This is a genomic window from Paenibacillus sp. IHB B 3415 (assembly GCF_000802655.2).
GTDB lineage: Bacteria > Bacillota > Bacilli > Paenibacillales > Paenibacillaceae > Paenibacillus_AQ > Paenibacillus_AQ phytohabitans.
Map to the genome: position 1 here is coordinate 57,385 of NZ_JUEI01000026.1, position 23,673 is coordinate 81,057.

At 50.0% G+C, this 23,673-nt stretch carries 22 protein-coding genes; 7 read left to right on the plus strand and 15 right to left on the minus strand.

The genetic code is table 11. The annotated features are described in order from the left end of the window. Positions 1-84 precede the first annotated feature (84 nt). A complete protein-coding gene (locus QW71_RS13985) occupies positions 85-1,035 on the plus strand; it encodes an alpha/beta hydrolase (protein ID WP_039298987.1) in 951 nt (316 codons plus the stop codon). A gap of 168 nt (positions 1,036-1,203) precedes the next feature. Here QW71_RS13985 and QW71_RS13990 read toward each other — a convergent pair whose 3' ends face one another. After that, the gene (locus QW71_RS13990; protein ID WP_052770023.1) at positions 1,204-1,560 is read right to left on the minus strand and encodes a hypothetical protein; all 357 of its coding nucleotides are present in this window, start codon (positions 1,558-1,560) and stop codon (positions 1,204-1,206) included. Between the two features lie 235 nt (positions 1,561-1,795). On the opposite strand from QW71_RS13990, the gene QW71_RS13995 reads away from it, so the two are divergent. Beyond that, complete coding sequence (locus QW71_RS13995) at positions 1,796-3,124, plus strand: PQQ-binding-like beta-propeller repeat protein (protein ID WP_039298989.1); 1,329 nt, start codon at positions 1,796-1,798, stop codon at positions 3,122-3,124. 112 nt (positions 3,125-3,236) lie between these two features. On the opposite strand, the gene QW71_RS14000 is transcribed toward QW71_RS13995, so the two are convergent. After that, entirely contained in the window at positions 3,237-4,439 is a 1,203-nt protein-coding gene (locus QW71_RS14000; protein ID WP_039298992.1) for an aminotransferase class I/II-fold pyridoxal phosphate-dependent enzyme, read from the minus strand. A 353-nt stretch (positions 4,440-4,792) separates the two neighbouring features. Between QW71_RS14000 and QW71_RS40935 the strand changes: the two genes are divergently transcribed. Beyond that, positions 4,793-4,966 (plus strand): hypothetical protein, encoded by a 174-nt coding sequence (locus QW71_RS40935; RefSeq protein WP_200905923.1) that lies wholly within the window; start codon positions 4,793-4,795, stop codon positions 4,964-4,966. Positions 4,967-5,068: 102 nt separating this feature from the next. On the opposite strand, the gene QW71_RS14005 is transcribed toward QW71_RS40935, so the two are convergent. Together QW71_RS14005 and QW71_RS14010 are read right to left on the minus strand one after the other, a co-directional pair. After that, positions 5,069-6,055, minus strand: coding sequence for a cation diffusion facilitator family transporter (locus QW71_RS14005; RefSeq protein WP_039298996.1), 987 nt, complete (start codon positions 6,053-6,055; stop codon positions 5,069-5,071). A gap of 142 nt (positions 6,056-6,197) precedes the next feature. Then, a complete protein-coding gene (locus QW71_RS14010) occupies positions 6,198-7,973 on the minus strand; it encodes an ABC transporter substrate-binding protein (protein WP_039298999.1) in 1,776 nt (591 codons plus the stop codon). Between the two features lie 142 nt (positions 7,974-8,115). Here QW71_RS14010 and QW71_RS14015 point away from each other — a divergent pair, with 142 nt between their 5' ends. Then, positions 8,116-9,357 (plus strand): MFS transporter, encoded by a 1,242-nt coding sequence (locus tag QW71_RS14015; protein WP_039299004.1) that lies wholly within the window; start codon positions 8,116-8,118, stop codon positions 9,355-9,357. Positions 9,358-9,537: 180 nt separating this feature from the next. Here QW71_RS14015 and QW71_RS14020 read toward each other — a convergent pair whose 3' ends face one another. Continuing rightward, positions 9,538-10,494, minus strand: coding sequence for a YafY family protein (locus tag QW71_RS14020; RefSeq protein WP_039299006.1), 957 nt, complete (start codon positions 10,492-10,494; stop codon positions 9,538-9,540). A 118-nt stretch (positions 10,495-10,612) separates the two neighbouring features. Between QW71_RS14020 and QW71_RS14025 the strand changes: the two genes are divergently transcribed. After that, on the plus strand, positions 10,613-11,548 hold the full coding sequence (locus QW71_RS14025; RefSeq protein WP_039299008.1) for a Gfo/Idh/MocA family protein: 936 nt from the start codon (positions 10,613-10,615) through the stop codon (positions 11,546-11,548). Positions 11,549-11,927: 379 nt separating this feature from the next. Here QW71_RS14025 and QW71_RS14030 read toward each other — a convergent pair whose 3' ends face one another. From QW71_RS14030 to QW71_RS14065, 8 genes are all read right to left on the minus strand, one after another. Next, a complete protein-coding gene (locus QW71_RS14030) occupies positions 11,928-12,413 on the minus strand; it encodes a flavodoxin domain-containing protein (protein WP_052770024.1) in 486 nt (161 codons plus the stop codon). Between the two features lie 41 nt (positions 12,414-12,454). Continuing rightward, the gene (locus QW71_RS14035) at positions 12,455-13,333 is read right to left on the minus strand and encodes a hypothetical protein (protein WP_052770025.1); all 879 of its coding nucleotides are present in this window, start codon (positions 13,331-13,333) and stop codon (positions 12,455-12,457) included. Positions 13,334-13,368: 35 nt separating this feature from the next. Next, complete coding sequence (locus QW71_RS14040) at positions 13,369-13,998, minus strand: TetR/AcrR family transcriptional regulator (protein ID WP_039299009.1); 630 nt, start codon at positions 13,996-13,998, stop codon at positions 13,369-13,371. 288 nt (positions 13,999-14,286) lie between these two features. Then, positions 14,287-15,393 carry an AbrB family transcriptional regulator gene (locus tag QW71_RS14045; protein WP_039299010.1) on the minus strand — a complete coding sequence of 369 codons (1,107 nt, stop codon included), beginning with the start codon at positions 15,391-15,393 and terminating at the stop codon, positions 14,287-14,289. 24 nt (positions 15,394-15,417) lie between these two features. Then, positions 15,418-16,071 carry an MBL fold metallo-hydrolase gene (locus tag QW71_RS14050; protein ID WP_039299012.1) on the minus strand — a complete coding sequence of 218 codons (654 nt, stop codon included), beginning with the start codon at positions 16,069-16,071 and terminating at the stop codon, positions 15,418-15,420. Positions 16,072-16,176: 105 nt separating this feature from the next. After that, on the minus strand, positions 16,177-16,578 hold the full coding sequence (locus QW71_RS14055; protein WP_039299014.1) for an Rrf2 family transcriptional regulator: 402 nt from the start codon (positions 16,576-16,578) through the stop codon (positions 16,177-16,179). 81 nt (positions 16,579-16,659) lie between these two features. Continuing rightward, positions 16,660-17,706 (minus strand): hypothetical protein, encoded by a 1,047-nt coding sequence (locus tag QW71_RS14060; protein ID WP_039299015.1) that lies wholly within the window; start codon positions 17,704-17,706, stop codon positions 16,660-16,662. Between the two features lie 109 nt (positions 17,707-17,815). Further along, positions 17,816-18,325: a GNAT family N-acetyltransferase gene (locus tag QW71_RS14065; RefSeq protein ID WP_039299018.1), complete on the minus strand. Its 510-nt coding sequence runs from the start codon at positions 18,323-18,325 to the stop codon at positions 17,816-17,818. 169 nt (positions 18,326-18,494) lie between these two features. Here QW71_RS14065 and xerS point away from each other — a divergent pair, with 169 nt between their 5' ends. Together xerS and QW71_RS14075 are read left to right on the plus strand one after the other, a co-directional pair. Next, a complete protein-coding gene (gene xerS / locus QW71_RS14070) occupies positions 18,495-19,589 on the plus strand; it encodes a tyrosine recombinase XerS (protein WP_039299309.1) in 1,095 nt (364 codons plus the stop codon). 60 nt (positions 19,590-19,649) lie between these two features. Continuing rightward, positions 19,650-20,528 (plus strand): pentapeptide repeat-containing protein, encoded by an 879-nt coding sequence (locus QW71_RS14075; RefSeq protein ID WP_047013778.1) that lies wholly within the window; start codon positions 19,650-19,652, stop codon positions 20,526-20,528. A 226-nt stretch (positions 20,529-20,754) separates the two neighbouring features. On the opposite strand, the gene QW71_RS14080 is transcribed toward QW71_RS14075, so the two are convergent. Beyond that, entirely contained in the window at positions 20,755-21,414 is a 660-nt protein-coding gene (locus QW71_RS14080) for a DUF4386 domain-containing protein (protein ID WP_039299025.1), read from the minus strand. A 64-nt stretch (positions 21,415-21,478) separates the two neighbouring features. After that, entirely contained in the window at positions 21,479-23,626 is a 2,148-nt protein-coding gene (locus QW71_RS41330; protein ID WP_052770026.1) for a LuxR C-terminal-related transcriptional regulator, read from the minus strand. Positions 23,627-23,673 lie beyond the last annotated feature (47 nt).

Below are 23,673 nucleotides of genomic sequence, written 5' to 3' on the forward strand. Positions count from 1 at the left end.
GCTATACGTTTCAGAAAAGTGTCAGATGGTTATGGATGAAGGAGAGCCTGACCTAAATCAGATCTAAGAAGGAGACTATAAACCATGCCTGAAGACAACAAAATTGTTCTCGAGCCCGCAGCCCAGAAATTCGCTGATGACAACTCCGAGCCTCCCTTTCTGCCCGACCTGGGGCCTGAGAAAGGCCGCGAAACTGTAAATACAGTCCAATCCAGTGAAATATTCAAGCCCGAAGCGGATATCCAGGATCTGACGGTATCCGGCGGCCCTGGTGGTGAGGTGAAGGTACGCATTGTCCGTCCTATCGGCTCCGCTTCTACTTCTCTTCCGGTCATACTCTATATTCATGGAGCCGGCTGGGTATTCGGCAACAGCCATACGCATGACCGCTTAATCCGCGAGCTGGCCGTCGGTGCCGAAGCTGCCGTCGTTTTCCCGGAGTACAGCCTCTCTCCCGAAGCCAAATATCCTACAGCCATTGAAGAAATCTACGCTGTACTGGAATGGATTGCCCAAGAAAGCTCCACTTACGGGCTGGATGCGTCCAAGCTTAGCGTTGCCGGAGACAGTGTTGGCGGCAATATGACTGCGGCCATCACACTGATGGCCAAGGAACGCAGCGGCCCGGCAATCTCCAAGCAGCTGCTGTTCTATCCGGTAACCGATGCAGCCTTCGATACAGAATCATATCACCTGTTCGCCGAAGGATATTTCCTGCAGCGCACCGGCATGAAATGGTTCTGGGATCAATATACCACTGATCCGGAGGAGCGGGCACAGATTACCGCTTCCCCGCTGCGGGCCAGCCTGGAGCAGCTTAGCGGTCTGCCGGAAGCCTTAATCATCACCGGCGAAGCGGATGTGCTGCGGGATGAGGGCGAAGCCTACGCCGCCAAACTCCGCGAAGCAGGAGTGCCGGTTACGGCAGTGCGGTTCCAGGGCATCATCCACGACTTCGTGATGCTTAACGCCCTGGCAGAGACCCATGCCAAAAAAGGGGCCCTGCTGCTGGCAACGGCCTGGCTCAAGCAATAAAGATTACGTTAAAATACGAAATCACATAATGAAAACAGCGGCAGCCATGGATGATATACATCCGGAGCTGCCAAAACAGCGGCAGCCATGGATGATATACATCCGGAGCTGCCGCTGTTTTATTGAATCAGACTGGTTCACGCTGGTCTAATTATGGAGATAAACGCGCTACTTCCGCTGGGAATAGAACTCCGCCGCTTTGACCAGCATGTCCTTCAGTGAGCTGAAGGAGGTAGTTTTCGTGACATGCTCGTTCAGCTGATCCTGCGGCAGCGATTTCAGCTCCTCTGCTGATCCGGCAGAGAATCCCCCGCTTTGCAGAAGCTCCGTCAATGATTCGAACGGTGTGAACTTTTGCAGAAAAGAACCCGACAACAGTTGATCCAGCGGCAGCTTCTCCAGCAATTGATCGACAGGCAGCTGATCTAGCGGAAGCTTTTGCAGCAGCTCACCGACTCCGCCCTCTTTGAATGTATCTACCAGCCCTTGTATTTTATCGCCAAAACCTCCGAAATTGAATCCCATAAAGGCAACCTCCTAATAACTGTAGTTGCTCCTTATTACCCTAAAAACCGCTCAACGAATTACTAAGTTAACATAATGTATATTATGTTACGTTATTGTTATGATTGTAGTTATGATTGTAGTTATCGTTGTGGCTGTACCTACGGTTACAATATTGTCTTCCTTATTTTAGCAACCAATCCTTCCTCCCGGCGTCTTACTATTTAGAACAAGACACATCAAGGAGATGACTCAGATGCCGCCAATGAAATCCATCCTCACCAGCATACTCGCCCTTTCCCTGCTCTCATCCGTCACCGCTCTCTCTTCAGCAGACCTTTTGCCGGGTACAGCATACGCTGCTTCCGCGAACAATGCAGTCTCTGCAGTCTCCAAAGATCTGCTGCTGCCCCTGAAGTGGCAAGTAGCCACGGATGGCATGGGCATGTATGACAGCAAGCCGCCTATTATGAACGGAATTCTCTACTACTCAGACATCAACAATACGCTTTACGCCAAAAATATAGCCTCCGGCAAAGTTCAGTGGTCCCATAAACAGGGGGCGCATCCGCAAATCGTCACGAATAACTCCGTATTCTTCATCGACAATCAGGAACAGCTCGTCAAAGTGTCCGCTGCCACCGGAAAGCTGATCTGGAAGGTTAAGGTGTCGGAGCGGCCTATAGAGATTGGGGCACAGGCCCGCCTGATTAACGGAAAAGTCTATTTTGCCAATGAGTACGGCGTTGTCGCGGCCTATAACCCGGTTTCCGGAAAGAAACTATGGGAGAATAAGGATATTCCTATGTATGCGGGGACCATTTATGGAGAATATTCAGGTGTGTTTGTCGTTTCCAGCACGGTCGATAACATCCGTACCCAATTCTACGGCCTTGATCCGGCTACCGGGAAGCGGCTGTGGAGAATTGAGGGTTTATATAGTTATGTGACTTATCAGAATGGACAACTATTACTCCGTGAGCAAGCAAAAACTGCGGCGGGGAATACGGCAATGGCCGTGCCGGGTTACCAGCTGACTCTGGTACAGCTGAATCCCGCTACAGGCAAGATTTCCGGCCGGGAAAACTATAATCCGCTGGACGACATCTCCAGATTGGGGAGCTTCGCAACCTCCATCCAGAACTCTTATGTTTATACAGTAGACGGGAATCTCGACCAGGATGAATATACTCTGACGCGCTTTAAACGTAGAGCGGATACCGATACAGCCCCGACAAGCTATGCTAACTTCGGCAACTGGCTGGCCGGTCCGGCGGACGGAATGGCCTTCTTCCAGCATGAGACACAGATTAGCGGAATCAATCTTGCAAACGGTAAAGTTGTTGCGTTCGATCATCCGGCAGACAAGGTGGAGCACCTGCAGCACATTGGCAAGGCAGTATTCGCCATTTACAAGAATGGCTATATCTCGATTAACCATTCCGATACCGGCGCATTGCTGGGGATGATCAACAGCGCCGCAAAGTATCCATACTTCGGCAATATAACCATCGATCATGGAACCGCGCTGATTCCTACTGAACACCATATATTAGCCGTTGCCCTGCCAAAAGAATATCAGTAACATACACAAAGTTTAAACGTTCGTACGCAGAAACTCCCCTATCCTCCGGGCGGCTTCCAGAAGCCGCTCTTCATCCTCAACCAGCGCTATTCTGACGAACCCCTCTCCCTGGCTACCCCCCTACCCCCCGGGCGGCTTCCAGAAGCCGCTCTTCATCCTCAACCAGCGCTATTCTGACGAACCCCTCTCCCTGGCTCCCAAAAGCACTTCCGGGAATCACCGCTACCCCGGTCTTCAGCAGCAGTTCATGGGCGAAGCTCTGTGATCTTCCGGCTTCACCGTTCACCCCATAGTTCTCCGGCAGCCTCGCCCAGATAAACATCGTTGCTTCCGGCAATGGCACCATCCATCCTTCATATGCCAAGGCTTCCACAAAAACATTCCTGCGGCGCTCATACAGCGCAGCCACTCCCTGCTCCGGTCCGGAATTCATTGCCTGTTCCAGCGCTACGACTGCAGCTTCCTGGATGGGGTTGAAGACACCGTAATCCACATTGCTCTTCAGCTCCCGCAGCGCTCCGACGGCCTGAGCATTGCCCGTCATGAAGCCGATGCGGCAGCCGGCCATATTGAAGCTTTTGGAGAAGGAATGAAATTCAACGGCCGTATCCAGCGCTCCAGGGACCTGAAGGATACTGATCGGCCGGTAGCCATTGAAGCCCATCTCCGAATAGGCCAGATCATGTATGATCAGCACATCCCATTTATGGGCAAGCTCCACTAACCGCTCCATATAAGCCAGATCTACCGTAACGGAAATAGGATTGCCGGGAAAGCTGAGTAATATAAATACCGCTTCACACCATACCTCATCAGGAATACTCTCCAGGTCGGGACGGAATGCATTCTCTTCCAGCAGCGGCAGCGGCCAGGCTCTAACACCGGCTATAGCCAGTGATCCTGAATAGATCGGATAGCCGGGGTCCGGCACAATCGCCAGATCCCCAGGATTGCAGACCGCGAGTGCGAGATGTGCCAGTCCGTCCTGCGAACCCATCAGGGATACGATTTCTTCATTCGGATCAACTTCAGCATCGAAACGCCATTTCATCCAGTTGGCCGCCTGCTTACGGAATGCTTCACTTCCTTTGGAAGCCGGATAAGAATAACTGTCCTCCCGCTGCACCGCTTCACTTAAGGCTTGACGGATCTCAGGTAGAGGCGCACGGTCCGGACTGCCAATTCCGAGATCAATGACCTCCAGTCCAGACTTTCGCGCTTCCGCCTTCCAATCGGCCACCTCCGCAAAAATCGACGACCCCAGATGAGACAGCTTGTCCGATCTCCATTTATGTTTCGGGCTGCTATGTACCAATACAATACCTCCAGCATTTGTTTTCCAATTATTATAGCATGCGTTCAGAGCGCAGAAACCATGAAAGCATAAGCAAATTTCACGAATGGGATTATATTACATTAATATATTATTATTCTACTAAATTAACTCTATTTGAGCTGATCACTAGTGCCTGAATTCATATAAAAGTCTCTCAGAACTGAAACAGCGTATAATTTATGTTATACGCTGTTTTTTCGGGGCATATTTCAGCCAATTTAGCCCCTTTTTCAACGGACGTCTCTTCCCTTCAAATGATTTCAGCTCCGGCAGAACCGTAGGTTCCCTCTGGGCATAGGATAGGGGTATACATTACAAAGGTGGGACGTATCATGGCCAAAAACAAGCGCGGCAAAGCACTCTGGCGCACCCCTTCCAGAGCAAGAGGTACCTGCCCGATCTGCGGGAGCACCCGTATCAAGCTGTTGTACTTCGGCAAAAGTCCGGCGGGCGATAAGCTCACCGTCTGCAAGAAATGTGACGGAAAGCAGCAGGCGGCGGTCTGAGCTAATCCCAGCTTCGCCTGCACAAAGAAACGGCTTGCTTGTCCCCTAGGGGCAGCAGCCGTTTCTCAAGTTAACCCTCTCTCCTGTTCCAGCTTATGAGACTTATTGCAGATCATGCTGCGGCACCCAGTTCTGAATGCCGTTATCTTCGAGTATGCCGAGCGTCACATCGGAGATATGCGGGTCTGCAAGCAGTCTGTCCCTCACTTTGAACTTAATGTCATCGGCATCGGCGAGCGTCAATCCCCGTTTCAGCTCAATGAGTCCTTCTACGTGGTAATAACGTCCCTCCTGCAGAATCCGCATCTGATAAATATCCGTCACCCACGGGTCATCAAAAATAATCTTCGCCACCCGCTCCTCAATCTCCGGCGGTGCAGCCACGCCGATCAACCCGACCATGTTGTCGTAGCCGACACGGAAGGCCACCCCGATCATCATGAACGCAATCAGAATACTGCTCATACCATCCAGCAGCTTGAAATTGGTAAAAGCAGTAACCAGAATAGCAATCATGGCGAGCAGCCCTCCGCTGGTTGCAACCAGATCCTCATAGTAGACAAGCCGGGTAGGCGGGGCGGCTCTTTTCACATTTTTGAGGGAAGCCGTGAACTTGCCCAGCCCTTTAGCCTCAACCCGTGATTCATGCAGCACCTCGTTCATCGCCTTAACCCAGACGAACCCGTCTGCCGCGATCGACAGCACAAGTACGAGCACATTGATCCAGTAGCCTTGCGAGTCCGTAGCCGGATGCTTCAGCAGATGGAAGCCTTCATGCATTGTCTCGTACGCCATGATGGTCACGACAATTACGGCCACCATGCAGAACAGATTAATCACCCGTCCGAATCCGTCCGGGAAGCGGCGTGTCGGTCTTTTCTCAGCCAGCACACTGCCTGTAAATACAAACATCTGATTCACAGCGTCGGCAATCGAATGCATCATTGTGGCAAACATTGAACCGCTGCCTGTCAGTGCAAAAGCGATTCCCTTAACGATGGCAATACCTGTATTGCCGATAGCAGCCGAGCCTGAGGATTTATTGCCCTTCTTGATTAAGCTTCTTATGCTTTCGTTTGTCTGCTCCATTATCCGGCAGCCTCCTTAAGCTCATATACCGAAATCCGGCAAACGCCTCCGCAGCTGATTTCGTACGGCTCCCGCCGTGGTCTATGTATCTATTTACCCCATGCGGCAATTTTCTATCAGCTGCGGTGAGTTGGAGGTTGAATTACTGGAATCCCGATTTAACCCATAGCTTCGAAATATCCAGAAATCCGAAAGAGCCGGTCTGCAGTCCGAACAGGTTTTGGCTAAGCTGCGCTTTTTTGTTCATATGGCAGCCATAGAGCACCCAGCAGTTGTCGCGCAATTGGTCTTCCGCCAGATCCAGCAGCTCCGCCCGCTTTTCAGCAGGCAGTCGGGAGAAATGCTCCAGTACCCGCTGCAGCGCCAGTTTCTGACGATCCAGCAGCAGATCATGCAGATAGTTCGACTCATTGCGGAAATAATTGATCATCCCCCACTGCCAGTCATCCTCCAGCACCTCTTCGGCAATCAGCAAGTCAGCATAGCCCATGATATCTGCGAGATCGTATTCGGTCAAAGGATGCAGCTGGAGCTTAAGTCCGATCCTCCCGCCGCGTTCCTGCAGCCATAAAGCCTCCTCCTGATCCTCCTTCCGGCTCCGGTAGGCAATCGTCAGCACTTCTCCCCCATAGCCGCCAGCCTGAAGCAGCGCTTTTGCTTCCTCAAGCAATGGCTCTCTGAACTCCTGCTGATTACTCTTCCAGGGTAAAAAGCTGTCCGCCGGCATAATCCGGTTGCCCCCGAGCTCCCGGATCATGGCCGGCTGATTGTACAATATCCGTAACGCTTGCCGTACAGCCTGCTGATGGTGAAGTCCTTCTCTTCTAAAATTAAACAGGATATAGCGGCAGCCCAAGGCCGGGTAATCAATGCTATGACCCTGCTCTTCCCCGGCAGGAAGCGGGTTGTGCCCGGCATCCGTAAGCTGATACTGGCGGACACTCGATCCCAAATGCGGTAAATACCAGATTTCTACCCGGTCCAGCAGTGGGCGGATTCCGTAATAGAGGTCATATGCGCCTAGCACCAGTACATCCTCATTCAGATCCAGTACCTGATATGGCCCCGTCCCTACCGGATTAGCGGCGAAATCCACATCATAAGGCAGAATAGACATATAGATTGAACTGAACAGATGCAGAAAAAAGGTATTGGGCTGCACGAGGTCAAACCGGATACGATAATCACTTTCCAGCTCGACATGACAGATATCCTTAAAATGGCTGATCGCCGGACTATTCAGATCGGTCAGACGCTGCAAGGTCTCTTTGACATCCCGTGAAGTCATCCCCCGTCCGTGGTGAAACCTTACCCCCTTACGCAAATAGAACAGGTAACTTGTACTGTCCGGATTGGCCTCCCAAGTATGCGCCAGCCCAGGCAGAAAGCTGCCATTCTCTGCATCATAGGTAATTAATGTACTGCAAATATGCCCCAGCAAATAGGTTTCAAAAGCTGTGTACACCATCGCCGGGTCCAGCTTCTCCATCGGGCGGTTACGGGAAATCCGCAGCACCTCCTGCCCGGATGTGGAGTCCGGCTCACTCCAGAAGCCCATTTGTTTGTCGAGTACTGCCAGCAGGCGTTCCTTAAGCGGCTCGTTCACCTGATATTGGCTAATTAACTCGATCGCCGGTTTAATCCGGCCTTTATGGACCATGTCCTGAAACTTCTCCTCCAGCACCTCGTCCACACTGCGCAGGAACGTCAGCTGCGAATAATTCCCTCTGCCTCTGCCGGGTATCCATGTGATCAATTGCTGTTCCTCGAGCTTCCGCAGAATAAACTTTACATTGCGCGGCGTGCAGCACAGGATGCCGGTTAGTTGCTCAATAGTGACCGGAATGGGCTGCTGTATACTAAAAGACGGGTCTAAAGCCGCGGCCAAACAGAGATAATTCATGCTGCCATTGTCCATATATCCAGACTCCTTTAAAGGTGAAAAGTCACATGAAATCCTTACACTTTTATTTCATCCTTTTATCTATACAATTATACTTAATACAGCATCAAGAAGCATTCGCCAAATTCAATCACCCGATTAGGAGACATCTGATTCTATGAAACAGCATCTGCGGCACATTCATCCTCTGGCTTGGACCATTATCATCGGAACGATGTTTGGCCGGCTGGTCACCTCCATGAGTATCCCTTTTCTATCGATTTACCTGACACAAGTCCTGGGCGCTACTGCCACCCAAACAGGATTTACGGTAGCCGTCAGCTCTCTGGCGGGTGTTCTGATCAGCTTCTACGGCGGTTACATATCTGACGTGATCGGCCGCAAAATCGTTATGCTGGTCTCCGTTTTCGGCTGGGCCTGCGTATTCTTCGGCTTCTCAGCCGCGCAGCATTTATGGGTCTTTTTCCTCGTCAATACGCTAAATGGGCTATGCCGTGCAGTATTCGAACCGACCTCGCGGGCTTTACTCTCGGATATTACACCTCCGGATCACAAGCTGCTGGTCTTCAATCTCCGGTATGCCGCGGTGAATCTGGGTGTAGTCTTCGGGCCGATCATTGGCCTGCAGCTGGGCTCAGCCAAATCCACGTTCCCGTTCCTGATCGCGGGGATCGTCTATATCGCCTATGGACTTGTACTGTTCCTGCAATTCTCTGTACATCGTGCCAGCCTGCCGGTTCATGGCGAAGCCCGGACACCGAAGCTGCTTGAAGCGCTGTCTACCACCGGAAGGGATAAGGTCTTCCTGCCCGTTCTGCTCGGTACGATCTTCTGCGTGCTGGGATATGGGCACTTCAGTTCAACACTGGCGCAATATCTGGCGAACAACCCCCATTTCAGTAATGGCAAACAGCTCTTCTCCTACATGCTCTCTCTGAATGCGGTAACGGTGCTGATTGTGCAGTATCCGATCGTCCGTACAGCCAGCAAATTCCCGCCGGTCATTCCTCTAATCCTGGGTAATAGCTGCGTTGCTCTCAGTCTGCTGCTGTTTGGCATGCCTGGCGGAGTCGCGCTGATTATGTTCAGTGTCGTGCTGTTCACAGTCGGGGAAGTCCTGCTCTTCACGATGATGGATATGCTGATAGACCGGATTGCCCGTCCGGAGTGGAAAGGTACTTATTTCGGCACCATCGGCTTCAATAATCTCGGCAATGTAATGGCGCCTATTCTGGGAGGCCTGCTGCTCGATCAATTCGGTACGGCGAATGGTCCGGCCGTATTCGTGCCGCTGGCTTTGACTACCGCGCTGGGTCTGCCTTTCCTGATTACGGCGCACAGAAGGCTCCGGAGCAGAGAGCTTGCCGAAGCTGGCAATAAGGATAACATAAGTGCCTAAGACATTAATAATCCCCAGACTTGGCTGAGAAGCTTAGGTCTGGGGATTATTTTGACTACCTTGCTCTATAACAATAACATGCTACCATAAATTCACTACCGAACTATTGCTTAACAACCACTCACTCTTAATAAGTTAACATAATATTAATTATGTTACCCTATCTCAACAATATCAATCTCAACAATACATTCTATTCCATGTACGCACCTGACTGCTAATGTACTCCCGAAGCTCTGCCGGTTCCATAATTTCAGCTTGGACGAGCAAGGGCAGCACCTTCTCACACGCAGTCTCATAGTCGTACATATTCGCAGTGATGATCTGGAATTCACCCTCTGGTTCCGTATTCATAACTTCTAACCTCTTATTGATCCCCTGATTATGCACAGGCGTGCGGATGACTACGGGGTAGATTTCCCGTGCTTTGCTGGCATTAATGAAGGCAAGCTCTCCTTCCTTCCAGTATTCCTGCAGGGAGAAGTGTTCAGGGATAGTATAGGTCCCCTCTATTAACGACACCGCGGCAAACCGCTCGCATTTAAACGTACGAACAGCCTCTGCGCCCTCGCAATAAGCGGCCAGATACCATTCGCCTTGCTTGACAACAAGTCCATAGGGATGCAGCTTCCGGCAGGAGAGATCTCCATTCACTTTGCGGTACTTCGTCTCAATTCGTCTGCCTCGCCACACCGCAGTACGCAGCGTCTCCAGATATGGCACTACCGCCCGCTCACTCCACCACGGTGTATCATCGAACAGAAAACGGCTCTGCGCGGCACGGATATCCTCCTGATAAGGAGCGGGCAAGCTTGCTTCGAGCTTCAGCAGAGCATTTTGGAGCAGAAGACCGGTCTCACCCGAACCGCCTGCAGGCATCCCCATCCCTGTCAAAAACAGCTGAACCACCTCTTCGCCATGCAGCCGCCGCAGATTCACCGTATAGCCCTCCATCAATGAAATTCCGCCGTTCGGCCCGGTTGTTGTAACGAGAGGAATGCCCGATTCAGCCAGGACATCAATATCTCTGTAAATGGAGCGGACGGACGTTTCGAGGGCCTCTGCCAGAGCAGCTGCCTTCATCCTACCCCTGGATTCAACCAATAAAAGAATTGCAATCAAGCGGTGCAGCCGCATCCTATCCCTCCAGTTTCTACATTTCAATGACGCATCATTTCACAACTCTATTCTTGCCACTCTGTTGTCAACAATAGGACGTTATGATGAATGTATCAAATCTAAGGAGCTGCTGTAAATGAATATTGGCATATTGGGAACAGGTTTTGGAGCCTATCATGCATCGATCTTGAAGCAACTGGAGTCTACAGACCGTGTGGTCATCTTTGGACGTAATGAAGCCAAGCTGCTGAAGTTACAGGAAGAGCTTGGGGTAGAGATCACGTTGTCTATAGAAGATATAATGTCTGATCCCGGGTTGGATGTAATAGATATCTGTCTGCCTTCTGCGCTTCATAAGACTTATGCTGTGGAGGCGCTGAGACGCGGGAAGCATGTATTTTGCGAAACGCCGGTTGCCCTGGAGCCGGAAGATGCACGGGAGATGCTCTTGGCTGAACAGCATTACGGCCGGAGAATTCTGGTCAATCAATTCATCAAATTCGATTATGCCTATGAGTACTTATATAAGGCAGTTCAAGAGCTTACATACGGCAATTTGCTGCAAGTCACCTTGCGCCGGGAAACGGCACCGCTATGGGGGGACCTGGGCCTCTCCAAGATCGCAGCTAATCTGATGATTCATGATCTGGATTTCATCGAATGGCTGCTGGATTCACCTGCACCTTCTGCGGTCTGGGGTACCTCTGGAGCTAAAGACGGTCAAGCATTGGTGCATGCTTCCTTCCTTCAACCTGAGGTGAGCGCACAGCTGATTGTCTCTTCGCAGATGCCGGAGTCTTATCCTTTTACCGTCGGTTATGAAGCTTATTTCGATCAGGCGAAGCTGGTGTTCCACGAGGTCGGTTATGCGAACGGGGATATAGAGGCCAGTTTAACCGCATATACGTCTATAGGCAAAGAGAAAATTCCATTGACCCCTAACAATCCTTATGAAAAAAGCTTACGCCATGCACTCCAATGTCTGCAGGACGGTACGGACTCCATCCTCTCTCTGCAGCATGCGCTGAGGTCACTGGAAATGGCATCAAAATTGACGGAAGAGATCCGTTAATTAATCGCAATAAATACTGTTGATTTCTGTAGCTGGTTGTGGTATTTCCATCCTTTTTCTATCTGTTTGTGGATAGGTACATATTTAATTTGCAGGCGAGTGAGGTAGCTAAGTGGAGTAATTGGGGAAGTTTTTCCTATTATGAATTTTTCATATGTTGAAATAGTATAATACATAGGGGGACGGTCTGTTATTTTTAGAGATACATACAGATTGTTAGTTAACATAATTATATTTATGTTACCCTAAATAGAGTTGAATGCTATATCTTCCCAAAATCAATGCAGCGGCAGCTCTTTGCACAGGATCAATTTCCTTAGCTGCCGCTCTTTTACAGAAACTTTATCATTTCAGCCCCTGCCGTTGGCTTGCAGCCAATCTAACTCACTGTCATGGCACGCGCGAATCCTTCGAGCTTATTCATCGATAATCCAGCTCCAGCTTCATTCCCTTTCCCCTTGACCATCCGCAGAACCCATTTGTCCAGTGCTGAAATTCTCTCCGGATAAATCTCATCGCCCAGGATTTCCTTGGCAAGTGCCTTCTTGTACAATACCTCCGGATAAGCTTGCTGAAGCTCCTGCTCCGCTTTCTCCCCCGTCATCCCTGCACAGATGAATAACCCGAGCCGCTTACCCGACAGCTCCTGCCCGTATTTGGAAGTGAATGCCGCCATTTCTTTACGGATTTTACCGTAGTAGATGGAACTGCCCAGAATCACCGTGTCATAGGCAGCCAGCGCCGGCACTTTGGCATACTTTAGATTCACAGCCTCAGCCTCTCCAAGCCTCGATTTCAACAGAAATGCCGCTTTCTCGGTACATCCATACTTGCCTGCATATAGAATCAGTGTTCTATTACTCATATTATCCGCCGCTCCTTATCTATGGTAAATGGGTTTGAAGACTATCCCGGTTCCTGTACATTGCTTAATACAAGGTATAAACAAACAATAGCACCTAAATTAAACGCAGGAAACGCTATCAGCTCTACTGTAGATACACTTACTCCCGCCCTCAGCATCCCAATGATCATGGCAGTGATGGAGGTTAGCAGGGCCGCAGCTTTTACTATGACTACAGAAGCAAGCAGATAACCATAAGGCCGTCTGCGAATGAGCAGTACCCCGGTAATTGAAGATAGCGGAACAACAATGGCTAAATCGAGTGCCTGAATCACCAATGTGCTGTAATGCTCCAATCCTTCAGGTGCTGTCCCTTGGCGATAAGAACCAGCGAGCCTGCCCAGCCATAACAACATGATCATTAATGAGGTGAAAAGCAGGAATAAACCTATGCTTTGTGCCGGTAAACTTGGTCTAAAGAAACGCTCTACCTTCTCCTTCTCTAATGACAGCAGAGTCAGAATAAATGCAAATAAGCTGGATGAGAACAATATTACATAGATTAGAAACAGGTTATTGTACATAGACAGGAAGCTGTAGGACGCATAAGTATACGTAAAATATCCCAAGGCTCCAGCTAACAGCAGCCGCCCTCTGACCCGCCCTCTGAAGCTCATAACCAGTGAAACGAGCAGCAAGGGAACCCCCAGTACCAGTGTAACTCCATCCTGGGCTTTGGCCTGGGCAACGACGGAAATTGAATCATTTTTATAGATTCCACTACCATATAATTCGACCTTCTCACCCCGGATTGAGGTAAAGGATTCAGAACTCCCTTTCTCCCCAGGTCCTTGACCTGACAGTAATCCGTACCCCGACGCGGCTATCGCAAGGATAATAATTAATCCCGTTAAAATGCCAACTGATCGTCTATACCCCATCGCCTTCTACCCCTTAGCAAAATAATCGTAAAAACTCATTCCCGACTCCCTGCAATGAGCAGCATTGCCTCGACATGCCGGGTAATCAGCGCTTCCTTCTGCTCCTCCGGCAGATTCTTCTCGACGCTCAGCCTCATGATCAGTCCAAATGCCGCACTCCAGATCACTTGGGCAGTAAGTTCAATTTCCTCCTCTTTGCGGGCTGCCATCCCTCTGAATTGGCGTAGAGTCCTGCAGAGCATGCTGATCGCATTACGCTCCAGTGCAGCCCCTTTATGCAGTACTGCAGTATGGTTAAGTACAGCAGGCGAATCATTTAGCATCACATTCCGGTACTGTGATCCTTCCGCGGTGGTCATCCGGATAAACTGTGACAGCGACTGGCTTAAGTTATCCTCAGCTGATACTTCACTCTGCGCAGTGTCTGATCCGGCTGTTAGTCCGCCCATCAACTCCCTGTACCCCTGCTGAAGAAGCTGCTCCACTATATCCTCCTTTCCCTGAAAATAGTGATAAATGATCCCGGCGGAATACTCCATCCGTTCAGCGATCTTGCGGATAGACAGCTGCTCAATCCCCTTCTCGGCCACTAGTTCACCAGCCGTTGTCAGAATCAAATTACGCATCGCTTCACGTTCCTGCTCTTGTCTCTCTTCTTTGCCCATGATTGTAAGACTCCTTTAACAAGGCGTTATTTAATTTAACACTGTAATGTTTTTTAACACCGTTCAATACAAATTATATGCACCGGGATACCTTAAATGATGTGACTATTTTTACATTTTGAGAAATTCCCCAATTGCACGAGCAGAAAAAGCCCGGGACCAATCCCCGGAGGGCATCCCAAGCTTTGCTTTAAGTTCTCTTTTAAGTTCTCTTTTAAGTTCTCTTTTCACTTCAATTCCGCTTTAGCTGACCAAACGCAGCAGTTAGTTAACATAATAATTATTATGTTAACTAATTGTTGCCGTCTTGCTTTTTTTCTCCCGGAAGATCAATTTAAACAACGGCGGAACCGCAAAAAAAATGAAAAACGTCCGGAATAACTGATAACCCGCCACCGTTGGCAAATCCGCCCCTACCTCATGCGCGATCAGACTCATCTGATCCATCCCTCCGGGAGCAAGACTGAGAAGCGCAGTTGCTGATGATACCGAATCCAGATAAGCGAACAGCAGACTCAGGCCATACGCCCCTGCTATCAGCACTGCCCCGCTGCCTACAGCCAGCGATAGTGTCAGCAGTTTATTGTTCAGCTTACGCGGATCGAGCAGCAGTCCGACATATACCCCAATCATCAGCTGCGCGGCATTGATCAGAACATCCGGAAGCGCGGGCCCCTGAAGACCGCTGATCTGCAGAATAGCCGTAATAATAGCCGGACCGAGGAGATACGCGGTGGGAAATTTAATCTTTTGGCCTACAATTCCGCATACCGTACAAGCAACGCCAAAATAAAAGATATTCGGGAATAGCCCTCCCCACCCGGCCGCAGATTCAACCAGAAGAGATGTACTCTCTCCCCCGCCAGCGTGGCTGGCAAACAAGGGACTGTAGATCAGCAGCGGCACACAGAGAATAATCATCATCAGCCGGACCACCTGAATGACGGTTACAACCGTAAGATTGATATCCTCCGACTCTTCGGCCAGCACCAGCATCTGGGTTAAGCCGCCGGGGATACTTCCCAGCAGGATGGTCTTGTAGTTGGTTCCCGACACCTTAGATACAATCACCGCAATTCCGGCGCAGAACAGCAGCAGAAGCGTAGTCATAAGCAGCATAGAGGGCAGCTGATAAGCTATTTGATTCAGTGCTGAACCGGTCAACGAGAGTCCAATCGTATAGCCGACGATAATCATCCCGGTATTCCGTATTTGTCCGGGCCAGATATATACTTGCTTACGCAGATTGGAACCGGTCAGCACAGTGATCATAGGGCCGAGCAGCCAAGGCAACGGCAGATGCAGCAGCATAAAGATCCCCCCGCCAGCCAAAGCGGTAATCAGGGTAATCAGAACATATAGCGGTTTACGCCGAGTCACAGATAGGGTTGACATCAACAATCCTCTTTTCCAGCCCATTCAGCTTGGTTCATATTGGAGAGTATAGATGTGATTCAGTCCGGCAAGGGTCTCACCGGTAATCACCAGCTCTTCTACATCGTTAACAGGCCGACCTGCAGCCTGCAAGAACTTATCCGCTTTGGCAAAATAAAACCGGCCGAGCAGTCCCAGCGCTTTGGTGCTGTAATGCATAGGAATGGCAACCGCCGGCTGCAGCTGCTTCACCACTTCCGCTGCTCCAGTACCATCCAGCGTCATTCTTCCGCCGACAGGAATCATCAACACATCAACCTCCCCTATCTGCTCCACTTGTTCCGGGGTCAGAATATGGCCGAGGTCACCGGCATGACAAACCCGCAGTCCGTCGACGGTGAAGACAAAGACCGTATTGCTGCCTTTTTTGGCCCCTTCGGCATCATCATGATAAGTGGGCACCCCATGAATCTCCACTCCTTTTACACTGAAATGCCCTGGGTTATTAATTAGTTCGTAGTCGCCTTCAGCGATATGAACCTGATTGTGATCCTTATGATCATGGGTGACTGCCAGTATATCCGCCCTAACCCGGGGCATCCGGTAGCCTAGGAATTTCCCGTACGGATCAATCAGAATTACCGTCCCCTGCTCAGATGTGAGCTGAAATGTGGAGTGTCCAAACCAGTGTATTCTCATTTAATCTCCTCCATAATTGAATAGTGCTATTAAATTGTGCATTTATTTGCACATTTTAAATCAAAAAAAGCATGTGTTTGGAGAACGGCCACGGAATCTCAGCCGTCACTCCACCAAATCAGCAACCGTATAGGATTTCAGCACATGCTCAACCTGGAAACGGATATCCGTCATAATCTGATCGAAGGACTGGCGGACCTTCTGTCCAAACAAATGATTGCCGGTAGTGTCCAGCATGCTGTCCAGCATAGGTACGTCATCATGCATGGACAGATATACCTCTGCCAGGGTAATATCTCCAGGTTGTTTAGCCAGCATATAGCCTCCGCCCCGGCCTTGACGTACCTCAATATAACCGGCTTCAGTAAGCCGGGACAGGATCTTGCGCAGCGCTGTCGGCTCGCAGCGGATCTGTTCAGCAATCTCCCTGCTTGAGTACTGTTCCTTAGATGAAGCGAGCACGACTAACGCCTGCAATCCATAACCAAATCGTTTGAGCTCTGCCATGGGAAGTAGTGACTCCTTCACTGCTACTAATATGTGCAAATCATAGCACACTTAATATCTGCATACAACCTTATTAACCGGCTAATCAATACTAGCTATCTTCCATTCACCTTGCTTGTTTTTGAGCAGAGAGATCTCATTAGCTCCATCAACAATATATCCCTCTGAAGTCATCCGGGTATAGCTGACGATGAAGGCAGCCCGTTTGGCCCCTTCCATAGGAATGCCCCGGACGGTCAATTCGGAGAAATGATAGACATTCTTATTATCCAGAAAAAACTGCAGAGCTTCATTAAGCTGCAGTGAGTACAGAGTAGAGTCGAATTTCTCCTTATCCCCTGCCGCCCAGGCTTCAAGACAGTCCATCGTTTCCTGCAGCGCTTGCTTTTTCCCAGGATCACTTCCAACATCCGGCGCTGTTAAGAACACACCTGGAGTGATGGGCGGTTGCTTCTTCATATATTCAACATCTCTAAGCATATCAATGAACACAGGAAGCAAAGTTGTACGTTGTTCATCCTGTATATGGATTTCCGCCCTGTAAGCCTGATCTTTCGCCGTGAATTTGAATGCTTCGGCCGTCTGGCTTCCTTTTACTTTGCTGTCTTCTACTTTGCTTCCGAGGTATTCCTTATATTTCAGCAGCACCAGATCATTGCCTGGCCCAAATTCTCCATCACCAGCTGCCGTATCTGCTCCATCAAGTTTAATTAAAGTAATATAATTCTGTTTATCCGGTGTGCCCCAGGCGGTCCTTCCGTCCTGTTCAAACCGCACCATCGTTTCGGGCATGAACAGCCCCAAAGGCAAAGTCTGATCTGCCGAGAATGAAGCTTGTACAACCTCTCCCTTAATCACATATCCTCTGCCGCTCTCGGTATAATCCAGCACTGCCGGAATCAGCGCGACTGATTTGACCGCAGGCGGTTCTGTTAGGATTACTGCCGGGGTAGCAGGGGCTGGAGAAGGAGTAACGGATACTGCAGCTGTTGCAGCTGTCGTTGCGGACGGCTGTGCCATCCCCCCGGCACCGTACGAATTAATCTCTGCCCCGTTGCCGCAGCCTGTGCTGAGCGCTAATACCATTGTAATGCAGCCCGCTCCGAGTGCACTTTTACACATGGACATTTGTGATCACCTCATTTACCAGACGCTGGAAGCGCCTTAAAGTTGCGCGCCATTCTGGGAATTGTATGTGATGAACCAGTGAATTCATTCATGTTATGGCATTCCGCATTTATTTCTTAATCCTATTAGTATTTAATGTGCTGAAGTATTGGCTGGGATTGCCTTGCCGGGAGTTGAACCTCTCCTGGAACTCCCCTCCTGTATATGAACCGATCACCCGGTGCCAGAAGTTACGCGCAGGCGTATTCGCGCGGATCTGCGAGACCTTCCAGTCGCCGGGGAACATATCGAACAGCCGGTGTGCAGCCCAGGTTCCTACGCCGCTGCGGCGGTATTTCTGCATCACAAAAAACTCCGTCATATAGAACTGTCCCTCCGGATCACGCAGTAGCCGGTCTACAAGCGCAAAGCCGGCGATATTGCCGTCTACCGTGAATAAGTAGGCAAACTTGTTTAGACCGCTGTTCCAGTAGGCCTCCAGCCCGGGATAAGACGGAAACAATCCGTCACGGTCCACCTGCAGCTCCAGGTACCGCGTAAAATCATACAAATAGAACTGCATTAGTCTGCTTATAATCTGCTTCTGCTCTTTAGGAACCAGCTCGATTCCAAGTTCCATCAGGTTCACCTCTGCCGTTTTCGTTTACTTCACATCATATAACTTTGTCACATCAGGAGCAAGGGCACTGCTTTCCCGGTAACAGATTCATGCCATAAAATGCTAAAACATGTTAAGATAGAATGACAACCCTACCGACTTCCGGCAAACTAAAAAGAAGGTGATTCCTATCAGTATTCAAAAAAACACCGACCGGAAAAACCTCGACCAGCGTCTGCCGCAGATGCCCTGGTTCGTGCAGCAGTTCATTGATTACAAACGTCCGGATCTGTCCCCCTCCACTCTGCTGGAGTATATCCGTGATTATGAATCTTTTTTCGGCTGGCTGCGCGGTGAAGGTCTATCCGCAGCTGCGAGCAATACTGAAATTACGCTGCTCGATCTGGAGACCCTGCATATGGACAGCATTGTCGGTTACCGCCTGCATCTGACAACCCGGGCTGAGAGTGCGAATACACGCGTTACCGTGTCCCGCAAGCTGTCTGCATTGCGCTCCCTTTTCCACTACTTAAGCCAGATTGCGGAGGATGAGAACTTTTATCCGCTGCTTAAGCGTAATATTATGGCCAAGGTGGAGATCAAACGCATTCACAAACCGAAGGATACGGCCGCCAAGCTGAAGGGCAAAATTCTGGAGGATGAGGAGCTGCTGGAATTCGTAGGCTATATCTTCGAGGGTTATGGCAAAGATGTAGAAGCCAACAAGCAGGCTTATTATTCTTTTCAGCTGAACCGTGAGCGGGATGCCTGTATTGCCAGTCTGATTTTGAACTCCGGCCTGCGCGTATCCGAGGTAGTCAATCTCAATGTGGATGATCTGGATGTGAACAACAAGCTGCTATATGTCTTCCGTAAGGGTCATAATGACGAAACCTTCAAGACCCCGGTCTATTTCCGCGAGCAGGCCAAGGACGATCTCAGCTTGTACCTCAGCCTCCGCCAGTCCAGATATAAGACTCCGAAACGGGAAAAAGCGCTCTTCATCACCCTGCCAAATGGCAGCACTGAGGGCAAACGGATGACCAAGCGGGCGATTCAAGAAATGATTATCAAATACGCCAAGCGGTTCGGCAAACCTTATCTGACTGTACACAAGCTGCGGCACTCCTTCGCAACCGACTATTATCTGCAAAATGATATTTACAGGACGAAGGAACAGCTCGGACATGCTTCAACTGAAACCACCGAAATCTATGCCCATCTCACGGACAAAACAATGTCAGAAGCTATTGAGCGCCGTCTGGAGAGTGAATCCTCCCAATAGTCTAACATTTGCGAAAAGCTCCGGGCTGAAACTCATTATTTATGTGGAGGTATTATTCCTTTGATTGAAAATTATTTAAATTGGACTGAAACTCAGGACACTGGACTGCTTGAGCTGCATTCTGACTGCCTGAACTGCTTCGGCCTCTGCTGCGCGGCGCTTCCTTTTGCCGCTTCCTCCGACTTCGCAATAGATAAGAATGCCGGACAGCCCTGCCCCAATCTGCGGGAGGACTTCCGCTGCGGAATTCACACGGAACTGCGGGAGAAAGGCTTCCGGGGCTGCACAGTGTATGACTGCTTCGGAGCCGGGCAGAAGGTCTCCAATCTGACCTATGGAGGCCGTGACTGGCGGCAGGCACCTGAAACCGCCGGGCAGATGTTCGAGGTCTTCCCGGTGATGCGCCAGCTTCACGAGCTGTTGTGGTATCTGAGTGAGGCGTCAGCGTTCCCCGGTGCTGATATTATGCATGATTCACTTATGCTGATGATAGAACGGACTTTGAATCTGACTACACTCAGCCCAGAAGAACTCCTGACGCTAGATGTGCCTGTACACCGCGCTGAAGTCAACGAACTGCTGCTGCGCGCCAGCGAATTGGCACGCAATTCCGCCCGGGCGCAGCTGGAACCAGCTCCCAAGCGGCAGAAAAACTACGGCCGCGGGGCTGATCTGATCGGCGCTAAGCTGCGTAAGGCCGATCTCTGCTGTGTCAGCTTACGCGGAGCTTATCTGATCGCCGCTGACCTCAGCGGTGCGGATCTGCGTCACGCCGACCTGATCGGCGCTGACCTCCGCGACACGAATCTGAGCGGCGCCGATCTGAGAGGCAGCCTCTTCCTTACCCAAGCGCAGCTGCAAGCCGCTAAGGGAGATTCGGCTACCAAGCTGCCGGGATCGCTTACGCATCCTGAGCACTGGTCAGCGGACAAAGGGTGAAACTGGGATTCGGATGGCTCTAGAAATTGAAACAGCGGCAGCAAAGGACGATAAAATAAAGTCCTGTACTGTCGCTGTTTCATTAAATATCGTTCTCTGTTAGCTTTACAAACAAGCTTCAAAGATAATGATCGTACCGATTATTGGTTTTTATTTAATGGGATGATCTTCCTCCTGTAAGGTAATATCCCAAGTAACAGGTTTAAAGTGTCCGTTAGGTAATCAATTAAGATTTCTCCGCACGCAGATTAAGCCCCTTAACCATGAGCCAGAGTGGGAGAACAATCTCAAATATTGCCCCTGGAATATACAGAACGGCTCCGGTGTCACGACCGGTGATCGCCAGACAACTGCTTGTTAACAACCCGGTATACCCAATGAAACCGATAACGGACAACACTCGCGGAATCAATTTTGACCGGTAGAGAACATAACATAATAGCAAACTACCTAAACTCAGCGCGATCATTGCCAGTTCAAAGAGTATAAAATGAGCTTCTACCGCTAAATTTGCTATCGACTGGAGGTAAGAACGACCTGAAGCTTCCTCCGATATAAAATCTTTGCTCAACGTAATGAATGAAATTGGACCGGTTAAACTGATAATTAAGATCACAGACTCGATTATCCGGAATCCGAAGTACCCTAACGCAAACGCCTCGTTATATTTTTTTAAAACGGGATATAGCAGCATCGCAATCCCCACAACCGCTATAGCGTTGATCAACTCCAAAAACAATCCCGCGAATAATTTTGTTCGGTCCAAGTATAAACCGGTAAGAAGTTCGGGCTGCATGATAATGGGATTCAGAAACCCGCTCCCAATCATATAGGCCCCCGTCGACACCATAAAGAGTGCCCCTGCTACCCTTGCATTCCTATTCATGCTTATCCCCCTTAACTCGTGTTACAAGGATTATAGCTAAGGGACATTAGAGTCAGTAGACACTTTAGTGTGGTTTATGTGGGTTCGGGAGCAAATTCAACTCATGGGCACATGCGATCGCTTCTGTGCGGCTTTGCACTTGAAGTTTCTCAAAAATCCTGCGGTTATGCCCTTTGACAGTGTCAACAGCCAAAAATAGTTGCGTGCCGATGTCCCGGTTGGAAAGTCCCTTGGCAATAAGCGCCAGCACCTCAAGTTCCCGTTGGCTGAGTGGCTCAATCAGTTCCCTCTTCAGTCCGGGTTGGAGGCCCAGCCGTACACGCTCCAGACCAGCCTGCGCTTCACGAAGAGCCGGAATCGGCAGATCGCCGGCTAGCCGGAGAGCCTCTTCGTAACATTCCCCCGCCAAACCAGGCCGATTATCCGCTTCTTCGATTTGACCCAGGCCGATCAGGGACAGGACAGCCATTGGTTTATGGCCCATCATCTGGCTGTACGAAACAACTTCGTTATAGGCCTTTCGAGCTCCGGCATGGTCCCTCCGCCGTTGGCACGCCACGCCCAGCATCCATGCAGCTGATGTCCTAACAGAGAGATTATCCTGACGGAGATATTCTAAAGCGCGGGTTGAATGGGTGATTACTTGGTCTATCTCTTGGCTTTCATCTAAAAGTGCAGCCTTTACAGGGGCAATCAGCCTGATAAGGTCATCAGTCTTATCGTCATGCTCCGTCATTTGCATAGACGCTTCGGCTGCCTGTAATTTTAGATTGGTCCCATTAGGCTTTACAGCCATCATCAACGAGCCCACTGCAGCCCGAGTTGCGGCAATCAGTCCGATCAAGTCTCTGACGCGGACGTCCTGTATAACGCCTTCCAGCGCTGCCTCCGCTGCCCGCAGCTTGTATTCGACATGCATCGGCTTACCCGTGATCAGCAATACTGAACCGTACATCACCCACAACGCAGGTCTGGCGTCCATTTCCGCGGTAGGCAAGGTCTCCAGCCATTTTAGAGAAATGCCTGCTGCCCCGCGAAGATGCAGTGGCATCCCATTACCTTCGAGTAAGCGTGCAGCGCGTTCAATATCAGCGGACTCTATCGCATGACGAAATGCTTCAATTTCAAAGCCGTTGTTTTCATACCACGTACTTACTCGCTCATGCATTTCTGAAATATCGCTTTCATAGGAACTATCCTGCAACCGTCTCTGCAAGGATTCGGCAAACAAGTGATGGTATCGATACCACTGTCGTTCGTGATCTAAGGGAATGATGAATAAGTTCTGACGATCAAGATCCAATAACTGTTGCTTGCCTGACATCGAGGGATCGAGCAGAATAGCATCGCACAGAGATCCGCATAGGCGGTCGAGGATCGATGTCCGTACCAAAAAGGTCTGAACGGCTTCCGGCTGCCGTTGCAGAACCTCTTCTACCAAGTAATCCAGTACAAAATGATGGCTACCTGCTATAGATTGAATGAACCTGTCGGTACCATGATCACCCTGAATCGAGAGCGCGGCCAACTGCAAACCGGCAATCCAACCCTCTGTACGTGATGCCAACACGTCAATTTTGTCTGCTGGCAGGTTAAGTCCCATGACTCCGTTTAGAAATCCTTCGACCTCTGTAGAGGTGAATCTCAGGTCAGCTGCGCGTAATTCTGTCAACTGGTCTTGAACCCGTAACCGGGACAATGGTATATTCGGAGCCTCACGGGTGATCATTATAAGGTGGATATGTGCTGGAAGATGGTCAAGAAGGAAGGAAACAGCCTCGTCGATGGGCTTCGATTTTGCTGCATGATAATCATCAAAGATTAGCATAAAAGGAGCCAGGGCGGCGGCATCCTTAAGAAGCGCTTCCAGAACCAACTCTGTAGACGGTGGTCCTGGAGATTGAAGCACGGAAAGCGCACCTTCCCCGATCTTCTCTTCAAGAGTCTGCAGGGAGGAGATGAGACAGTTCAGAAAGCGCGTAAGTTCGTCATCTCCCTTCTCAAGCGACAGCCACGCGGCAGGCCGTCCGCAACCTTCGATCCATTCACTAACCAATGTTGTTTTCCCATAACCAGCAGGCGCCGAGATAAGGGTCAATTTGTGATGCATACCATGCTCAAGCTTATTGATTAACCGTTGACGGAGAATGGTATTCGGCCGATGCGACGGAATATTAAATTTGGTGGGTAGAATAGGCGTAGACATAATCATATCTTACCACCGGAAGTTGCCACCATCAATTAGCATGCCACTTGTCC

Bases quoted from the DNA above. Each gene is read 5' to 3' on its own strand.
- QW71_RS14040 (WP_039299009.1), bottom strand. From the start codon at position 13,998: ATGGGCAAAGAAGAGAGACAAGAGCAGGAACGTGAAGCGATGCGTAAT.
- QW71_RS14035 (WP_052770025.1), bottom strand. From the start codon at position 13,333: ATGGGGTATAGACGATCAGTTGGCATTTTAACGGGATTAATTATTATC.
- QW71_RS14015 (WP_039299004.1), top strand. From the start codon at position 8,116: ATGAAACAGCATCTGCGGCACATTCATCCTCTGGCTTGGACCATTATC.
- QW71_RS40935 (WP_200905923.1), top strand. From the start codon at position 4,793: ATGGCCAAAAACAAGCGCGGCAAAGCACTCTGGCGCACCCCTTCCAGA.
- QW71_RS14045 (WP_039299010.1), bottom strand. From the start codon at position 15,393: ATGTCAACCCTATCTGTGACTCGGCGTAAACCGCTATATGTTCTGATT.
- QW71_RS14055 (WP_039299014.1), bottom strand. From the start codon at position 16,578: ATGGCAGAGCTCAAACGATTTGGTTATGGATTGCAGGCGTTAGTCGTG.
- QW71_RS41330 (WP_052770026.1), bottom strand. From the start codon at position 23,626: ATGATTATGTCTACGCCTATTCTACCCACCAAATTTAATATTCCGTCG.
- QW71_RS14020 (WP_039299006.1), bottom strand. From the start codon at position 10,494: ATGCGGCTGCACCGCTTGATTGCAATTCTTTTATTGGTTGAATCCAGG.
- QW71_RS14060 (WP_039299015.1), bottom strand. From the start codon at position 17,706: ATGTCCATGTGTAAAAGTGCACTCGGAGCGGGCTGCATTACAATGGTA.
- QW71_RS14030 (WP_052770024.1), bottom strand. From the start codon at position 12,413: ATGAGTAATAGAACACTGATTCTATATGCAGGCAAGTATGGATGTACC.
- QW71_RS13985 (WP_039298987.1), top strand. From the start codon at position 85: ATGCCTGAAGACAACAAAATTGTTCTCGAGCCCGCAGCCCAGAAATTC.
- QW71_RS14005 (WP_039298996.1), bottom strand. From the start codon at position 6,055: ATGGAGCAGACAAACGAAAGCATAAGAAGCTTAATCAAGAAGGGCAAT.
- QW71_RS13990 (WP_052770023.1), bottom strand. From the start codon at position 1,560: ATGGGATTCAATTTCGGAGGTTTTGGCGATAAAATACAAGGGCTGGTA.
- QW71_RS14025 (WP_039299008.1), top strand. From the start codon at position 10,613: ATGAATATTGGCATATTGGGAACAGGTTTTGGAGCCTATCATGCATCG.
- QW71_RS14080 (WP_039299025.1), bottom strand. From the start codon at position 21,414: ATGAATAGGAATGCAAGGGTAGCAGGGGCACTCTTTATGGTGTCGACG.
- QW71_RS14010 (WP_039298999.1), bottom strand. From the start codon at position 7,973: ATGGACAATGGCAGCATGAATTATCTCTGTTTGGCCGCGGCTTTAGAC.
- QW71_RS13995 (WP_039298989.1), top strand. From the start codon at position 1,796: ATGCCGCCAATGAAATCCATCCTCACCAGCATACTCGCCCTTTCCCTG.
- QW71_RS14050 (WP_039299012.1), bottom strand. From the start codon at position 16,071: ATGAGAATACACTGGTTTGGACACTCCACATTTCAGCTCACATCTGAG.
- QW71_RS14065 (WP_039299018.1), bottom strand. From the start codon at position 18,325: ATGGAACTTGGAATCGAGCTGGTTCCTAAAGAGCAGAAGCAGATTATA.